Here is a 5,587-nt window from a genome sequence, read left to right as displayed (position 1 = left end):
AACGCGCTCAATCCCTCGGCGCGGGCCGTGTCCTCTATGGCGCGCACGAGGGCGGCGGCAATGCCCTTGCCGCGTCCGTCTGGCGATGTGAACATGGATTTCACCTCGCCGTAGGTGCCGTAGATTTTAAACGCACCAACGCCCAAAACCACATCCCCCTCACGCGCGATGAAAAACCGCACGTCATCGGCGGCCAGTGCATCCGCGGGCAAGGCGTGATTGTGCTCGTCGTCATAAATCTCCGCTTGCAACGCCTGTGCCTGCGCCAAAAGTGCGGCAGGTTGCGGGTCATGCGGATGTCCAAGCTCGACGATGATCATGCTTGCAGCGCTGATGTTATTGCGGCGCGGTCCAAACCGGCCTGACCGATCACAACCAGACGTGTTTCGCGCGGGTTGGCTCCGAACGGTTGGTCAAAATAATGATCGACGCGCGGGCCAACGGCCTGAACCGTCAGGCGCATCGGCTTGCCCGTAACGGCCACAAACCCCTTGAGGCGCAAAATGCTGTGGGCGCGGATCACATCAGACACTTGCGCGGCAAAGGCTTTGGGATCGCTGATCTCATCGCGGCTGACCACAAAGCTCTCGAAATCGTCGTGATCATGGTCGTGGTGATGATGGTGGTGATCGTCATCGTCATCGTGGTGATCCCCGTCATGGTCGTGATCATCGTCGTGATGGTGGTGGCCGTGATGCACCTCGGCGCGCCCCGTCATGTCGGCCTCCGACCCGATGCCTTGGCCAAGCAACACATCCACGGGCAACGCGCCATGCGATGCGCGCACAACCTGAACGCCACTGCGGGCCTCCGCCTTGAGCTTGGCGACAAGCGCGTCTGCCTGTGCCTCGCCCAAGAGGTCGGCCTTGTTCACGACAATCATGTCGGCACAGGCAATCTGATCCTCGAACAATTCCGACAGCGGTGTCTCATGGTCAAGGTTCTCGTCCAACTTGCGTTGGGCATCCACGGCGGCCACGTTGTGGGCGAACACGCCCTCGTCCACGGCCTTGCCATCGACCACGGTGATCACGCCATCGACGGTGACTTTCGTGGAAATCTCGGGCCAGTTGAACGCGCGCACAAGCGGTTGCGGCAATGCCAGACCTGAGGTTTCGATCACGATATGATCAGGCTTGTTCTCACGTGCCAACAGCTTTTGCATGGTGGGGATGAAATCATCGGCCACGGTGCAACAGATACAGCCGTTCGACAGCTCCATGATGTCGTCCTCGGTGCAAGTCTCGTCACCGCAGCCCTTTAGGATATCGCCGTCCACACCCAAATCGCCAAACTCGTTGATGATCAGTGCAATGCGCTTGCCGTTTGCATTGGCAAGCATGTGACGGATGAGGGTGGTTTTGCCCGCGCCCAGAAAGCCGGTAACAACGGTAGCAGGAATTTTGGCAGCCATGTTGGTGTCCTTTACGTGAAAACGCCGGAGCGGTGAGGCCCCGGCGCGATACGTTTGAATGTGGGGCGATTACGCGGCGTTGAACGTGCGAGGCGACACAAGACCGGTGCGGCCCAGACCCTTGAGCGTTTTCGCACCCGCAAGCACAGCGAGGTCGACGAACGGCTCGATGGCGATCACGGCAAGGTAGGCCGCGCCAAATGTGGCGATCTCACCCATAGCGGCAAAGCCGTGGCCATACGTGACCCAAAAGCCAACCCATGCTACAACGCCCGCTTGGTACGTGGTGGACAGCGCGAGGGCTTGTTTGTAGGTCACGTCAGCGTAGGCCGTGTTTGGCGCAATGATGCGGTCCGCAACCATTTTGATCGCAAACATCGGAACGAGAAGCGTTGTGACATTCATGCCGTATTGCGGCAGGTCAATCGGCTCGACAATCATGCCTTGCGCCAACAGGCCAAGTGCCAGACCGATCGCCGCAGGGGCAGCTCCGAACAGCAAGAACAGCGTTGAGCCAAAGATGAAGTGAACTTCCGAGACACCCGCAGGGGCGTGGGGCAACACTTGGAATGCGAACACGGTGGCGATCATGGCTAGTGCGGAACGCGCCGCGAGCGATGTGACGCCGCTTTCTTTGACAGCCTGCCATGCGTGCTTGACGGTAAAGCCCGCCGCGCCAACAGCTGTGACAACAGATAGGGCGAGTTTCGCGCCAGTTACGAGTCCGGGTTCGATATGCATTTATACAGTCTCCTAAGCCGTCATCCCCGACGGCGGGTTGATATGAGGCAAGGCTGGTCTCCTGGCTCGCGGGTCAATGCAGAACTGTCACCTTCCCAGAGCGGATGCTCCAGTGGTCAATCGACAGCCTGCTCACCACTTACAGTCGCGGGGGCGGCTCCGGTTTTGAACCCCGATGTGGGTCGCTCTCACCGAATTCCCAATTCTCCCCTGACGCTTGGCGTCGTAGCGGGGAACCTTAGCGGCCCCATTTGGCGCACCTGGGTAGCACGGGTCAAGGAGTTTCACGCCGCAGCGCAATAATATTGCCCAACTTGGTGCTGGCCCAAACAATATCTTGTGGATAACTTGATCGCCCCGCCGAGATATCGAGCACGTAGCATTGACAGCCGCGTCTCAACCGCAAAAGCTGATGGTTAACTTGGAATCAGCGAAAAGGGCGATCCTTGCGCTTTACCCGCCTGCGATTGAACGGCTTCAAAAGCTTTGTTGACCCGACCGATCTTGTGATCGCGGACGGGCTCACAGGTGTGGTTGGTCCCAATGGCTGTGGTAAATCCAACCTTCTAGAGGCGTTGCGCTGGGTCATGGGCGAAAACCGTCCCAAGGCGATGCGCGGCGGCGGTATGGAGGACGTGATCTTTGCGGGGGCCTCGTCGCGCCCCGCACGCAACTTTGCCGAAGTGGCATTGATGATCGACAATTCCGAACGCCTCGCGCCCTCGGGGTTCAACGAAAGTGATAGCGTCGAAATCATTCGCCGCATCACCCGTGACGCGGGTTCGGCCTATAAAGTGAATTCCAAAGATGTCCGTGCCCGCGATGTCTCGATGTTGTTTGCCGATGCCTCCACGGGGGCACATTCGCCCGCCCTTGTCCGTCAGGGACAAATCTCCGAACTGATCAACGCCAAGCCGAAAAACCGTCGTCGTATCCTTGAGGAAGCTGCGGGGATTTCCGGCCTGTATCAACGCCGCCACGAGGCCGAGTTGAAACTCAAAGGCGCGGAAACCAACCTTGCCCGTGTTGATGATGTGATCGAACAACTCGCCTCCCAATTGGCCTCCCTCGCCCGCCAAGCCCGCCAAGCCGCGCGGTATCGCGAAATCGGCACCGAGCTACGTCACGCTGAGGGGCTGTTGTTCTATCGTCGGTGGCGCGATGCCGATCACGCCCGCGCAGAGACCGACGATTTGTTGCGCGCGCGTCTCAAACAAGCCGCCGAGGCCGAACGCCTCGCGCGCGAAGCGTCAAAACAGCGCGAGACACGCGAGGCCGCTCTGCCGCCCCTGCGCGAGGAAGAGGCGATTGCGGGCGCGATATTGCAACGCCTGACCGTTGAGCGCGATCAGCTCACCGAGGAAGAGACCCGCGCCAAAGATATGATCGAAACCCTCTCGCGGCGTATCGACCAATTGGTGGCCGACATGGCCCGCGAGGAGCAGCTAAACAAAGACGCAGGCGAAACCATCGACCGCCTCGAATGGGAACAGCGCGAATTGCAAAAGGCGTCCGAGGGGCACGGTCCGCGATTGGAACGCGCCGCCCTTGCCGCCACTGAAGCGAACGAAATCCTGCAAGACCGCGAAACGCAATTGTCGGAAATGACCGAGGATGTGGCGCGGCTGGCCGCGCGTCATCAATCGGCTAACCGTCTGGTTGAGGATAACCGTAAAACGCTGGATCGTGGGCGCGGTGAGGCGGACCGCGCACGCGCGGCCGTTGAGGATGCAAAAGCGACCCAGTTGCGCGCTGCGGCGGCACTGATCGACGCGACCGCAGCACAAGAGGCGGCAATGCGGCGTGCGGCTGAAACCGAGGCCGCTCTCATCGCCGCCGATGATGCACGCACTGAAACACACACGCGCGAAAGTCTGGCACGCTCCGCGCGTTCCGAGGCGGAAGGCGAAGTGAATGCCCTAAAAGCCGAGGTTGCCGCCCTCGCCAAAATGCTTGACCGCGATCAAATCGCAGGCACACAAGTGCTTGACCTCATCAAGGTAAAGTCAGGCTATGAAAAGGCGCTTGGCGCCGCGCTTGCCGACGAATTGCGCCAACCCGCGATTGAGGCTTATCAGGCATCAGGGTGGGTCACCTTGCCTGATTATCCCGATGAACAAGACTTGCCGATGGGCGTCGAGCCGCTCCACGATTACGTGGATGCCCCCGCCGTTTTGTCGCGCCGCATTGGCCAGATTGGACTGGTCAAGGCCGAGGATGGGGCGCGGCTTCAATCTGATCTCGAACCCGGTCAACGGCTTGTCTCCGTCGAGGGCGATATGTGGCGATGGGACGGCTACCGCGCAGGGGCCGAGGACGCGCCCTCCGCCGCAGCCCTGCGCCTACAACAACTCAATCGCCTCGAAGTTCTCAAACAAGAGTTGGTGACCGAGGAGGCAAAAGCCGCAGGCGCAATTCAGGCCCACGAGCATCTGAAAGCCGAACTGACCCGTCTCACCGAGGTCGACAAAGCCGCCCGTGACGCCCGCCGCGATGCGGATCGTGCGCTATCTGATGTCGCACGCGCGCTGTCGCGGGCCGAGAATGAAAAATCGCTGGCTGAGGGCAAAGTTGAGAACCTTGGCCTCGCTGTAGCGCGCCATGACGAAGAGGCGCGTGCGGCGCAAACCCGTCTGGATGAGGCGCAGGGCGCACTCTCACAATTGCCTGATTTGCAATCCGCCCGTGACACGATCGAAGAGATCAAACTGACCGTTGAGGCTGCGCGGATCACCATGATGAGTAAACGATCCTCACATGACGAAATGCGCCGCGAGGGCGAGGCACGCACTCGCCGTAGTCAAGAGGTGATCAAGGAACTTTCGGGGTGGCGTCATCGCCTTGAAACCGCTGAAAAACGGATCTCCGAGTTGAACGACCGCAAAGAGGCGTCTGAAACCGAGTTGCATGATGCTGGTGCGCAACCGGCTGAAATTGCACGGCGCAGAGATGCTTTGATGAGCAAAATTGATGAGGCTGCAACCCGCCGCAAAGCCTCCGCTGATGCATTGGCCCTTGCCGAAACTGCGCTACGCGATGGGGTGAACGCCGAACGTGAGGCCGAGCGCGTGGCCTCTGATGCCCGCGAAGCACGCGCGGCCGCCGAGGCGCGCCGTGACGCCGCGCGTGAAACCGTTGAGGCGGCGGTCGAACGTATCCGCGAGGAATTGGAGACAACACCCGATGCGCTCCTCCAAGAGTTGGCGGTTGATCCCGACAAAATCCCGAGCCATGACGCAATCGAAGTGGACGTGAACCGCCTTAAACGTTTGCGCGACAGTCTTGGTGCGGTGAACCTGCGCGCCGAGGAAGATAGCGAAGAGGTCCGTGTCGAACACGACACACTCGTGACCGAAAAGCAGGACCTCGAAGAGGCGATAAAGACCCTGCGCAGCGGTATTTCCGCCCTCAACAAAGAGGGGCGTGAACGAC

General features: G+C 60.2%; 4 protein-coding genes and 1 riboswitch. Of the genes, 1 reads left to right on the top strand and 3 read right to left on the bottom strand.

Annotation, left to right across the window (positions count from 1 at the left end; all coding sequences use genetic code 11):
• The 3 genes from ACTG34_RS04100 to ACTG34_RS04090 form a co-directional block, all read right to left on the bottom strand.
• The coding region (locus tag ACTG34_RS04100) for a GNAT family N-acetyltransferase (RefSeq protein WP_439103739.1) at window positions 1–320 on the bottom strand (320 nt) is incomplete at its 3' end.
• Window positions 317–1,414, bottom strand: coding sequence for a cobalamin biosynthesis protein CobW (gene cobW, locus ACTG34_RS04095; RefSeq protein WP_439103738.1), 1,098 nt, complete (start codon window positions 1,412–1,414; stop codon window positions 317–319). The genes ACTG34_RS04100 and cobW, both read right to left, overlap by 4 nt.
• Window positions 1,415–1,483: 69 nt before the next feature.
• Window positions 1,484–2,155 carry an energy-coupling factor ABC transporter permease gene (locus ACTG34_RS04090; protein ID WP_062217529.1) on the bottom strand — a complete coding sequence of 224 codons (672 nt, stop codon included), beginning with the start codon at window positions 2,153–2,155 and terminating at the stop codon, window positions 1,484–1,486.
• 34 nt (window positions 2,156–2,189) lie between these two features.
• A riboswitch (cobalamin riboswitch) is annotated at window positions 2,190–2,411 on the bottom strand.
• Between the two features lie 190 nt (window positions 2,412–2,601).
• Here ACTG34_RS04090 and ACTG34_RS04085 point away from each other — a divergent pair.
• The coding region (locus ACTG34_RS04085; protein WP_439103737.1) for a chromosome segregation SMC family protein at window positions 2,602–5,587 on the top strand (2,986 nt) is incomplete at its 3' end.

The organism is Celeribacter marinus, assembly GCF_965656515.1.
Classification (GTDB): domain Bacteria; phylum Pseudomonadota; class Alphaproteobacteria; order Rhodobacterales; family Rhodobacteraceae; genus Celeribacter; species Celeribacter marinus_D.
This window is presented reverse-complemented; position numbering and strand designations above follow the sequence as displayed.